This window comes from Variovorax sp. MHTC-1, from assembly GCF_003984645.1.
Classification (GTDB): Bacteria; Pseudomonadota; Gammaproteobacteria; order Burkholderiales; family Burkholderiaceae_C; genus Variovorax.
On the sequence record NZ_RWKI01000062.1, the window covers coordinates 1 to 2,288 of the forward strand.

Here is a 2,288-nt window from a genome sequence, read left to right on the forward strand (position 1 = left end):
AATACCGGAACTTCGTCACGCCCCTCCAGTTTTTTCTGTGGCAGTTCTTAGCAGGCGCTCCAGCGCTGGCTACAGTCGGCCCAGGACCAGCCATTCGGCGGGCACGACAGCATTCGGACTAGAACCTGTCTCTGAAGCACTCGATCGATCGCTGCCCCCCGATACTCTGCTGGAGGGCATGAACGGAAGTTCGGGGAAACGAAGGACCGAACTCACCCTTCCCCGGCTCTCTCGCGGCCGAACCCACCAAAGGTGAATTGACGCATTGCTCTCCGTGCAAGTAGAGTGGCGCGGCCACAGCGGATGCCCTGCGGCGGAGGAGAAGATGAAGAATCAAAGGCCCTCATCGGCCATGCTTCGCTCGCGCGCTCGCCGCTGGTCTGGAGCATGGATCGGACGCCTGGTGTGCGCTTTGCTGGTTCAGCTCTTTCTTCTGGGCAGTGCCCACGCGACATTTCCCGCAACGGGAACGTGGGTCACATACAGCCTCTCTTATCCATTCCATGTGGTCTGGGGGCCCGGCCTGATGCCGGACGCCGGCGCATGTGTCGCAACGTTCGATGCGTGGAACGCCGAGATCAACGCCAACCCGGACCTTTACTACATTGTCGGAGTTGAGTACGTTGGATTCAGCAACTCGTACCCGTGGGTCTGTTCATATAACTCGATAAGGCCAGACGGCACCAAGCAACCGGGTACCTATTCGATTCGTCCTGCGGGAAATATCTGCCCTACCGGGAGTACGCTCACCAGTGGTGCCTACTGCATGTGCAATGCCGGGTATGTGGAAGAGGGTAACGGATGCATTGTTCCCAAATTCGGAGGAGCGCTCTCCTGCAGGGTTGACGGATTTCAGAAAGGTCATCCGATCCTGCCAGCGACGGCTGAGAAGTACCGTGCCGAGCTCGATTGGTCGGATCGCGGTCCCGCCCCATTGTCCTTCGAGCGGTATCACAGGAGCAGATGGAGTACGGGCTCTTCTGGGCCACAGGCTGGAATGGGGCAGACCTGGTCGCATAGCCACCATTTCAGTCTGTCGATCACCTCGGACGGCAATCTTACGACGGCAACTGTTGCCGCTCCCAACGGAGAAACCCAAACCTTCACCAAGCCCTCGGGTGCCTCGACATGGAGTGCTAACAACACCGCCGATACGCTGGTCGAGCTCGGCCCGAACGCATTGGCGTACAAGCGCGCCTCCGATGATGTGACATTCAACTTCGACGGAGTCGGGAAGCTGCAAAGCAGGGCCGAACGCAATGGCTGGGTCACTGTCTATGCCTACGACGCGGCCGGCCGTCTTGCCACTGTGGCCAATCCGTTTGGTCGCAGCCTGACCTTCGTCCACAACGGTGCGGGACAGCTCACCGGAATCACGACGCCGGATGCCCGCACCATCAGCTTCGGCTATGACGCTCAGGGCCGCCTCGCTTCGGTTCAGTACCCCGACGGAAAGAGTCGCAGCTTCGTCTATGAGAACGCTAGCTTTCCGCAGGCGCTCACCGGCATTCTCGACGAAAGTGGGGCCCGATGGGGCACCTTTGCATACGACAGCTTTGGGCGGGCCGTCACGACCGAACTCAATGGGGGAGTCCAACGCTATCAGGTCAGTTATGGATCACCCGGCACCGCGACAGTGACCGACCCTTTGGGCACCGGTCGAACCTATCGATATGGCTTCAACGCCAGCAAGATCGTGGTGACGTCCGGGGGGCTGACATCCGGAGAAGACGAAGTCGATGCCAAGACGCGCGCCCAGGACGCGAACGGCTTGGTCACCAGCGAGACAGATTTCAAGAACGTGCGCACGGATACCGGCTGGGATACCGCACGCCGCCTGCCAACGTCGGTGACCCGCGCTGTCGGTACTCCCGAAGCCCAGACCATCACCACGCAGTGGCATGCCAGCTTTGGACTTCCTGCGCTGATCACTGAGGCCGGCCGAACCACAGCCTTCAGCTATGACGGGCAAGGCAATCTCACCAGCAAGACCGTCACCGATAGGAACAGCCCGCCCAACACCGCTCGCACCTGGCAGTGGGCCTACAACGCTCAGGGTCTGGTTGTCACGGAGACCGCGCCCAACGGCGCGGTCACCAGCCATGAGTACGACACGTCGGGCAACGTCACGAAGTCGACGAATGCGCTGGGCCACGCCAGCCTGTACGGCTATGACAGTGCCAACCGCCTCGTAACCCAGACCGAAGCCAATGGACTGTCCACCACATACACCTGGGATGCGCGTGACCGGATGCTCACACGAACGATCGGTGCCGGCACGAGCGGGT

At 60.8% G+C, this 2,288-nt stretch carries 1 protein-coding gene; it reads left to right on the plus strand.

Annotation, left to right across the window (positions count from 1 at the left end):
* Positions 1–766: 766 nt before the first annotated feature.
* Positions 767–2,288 (plus strand): DUF6531 domain-containing protein (locus EJI01_RS28175; RefSeq protein ID WP_260602735.1); only part of this gene is annotated, 1,522 nt, incomplete at its 3' end.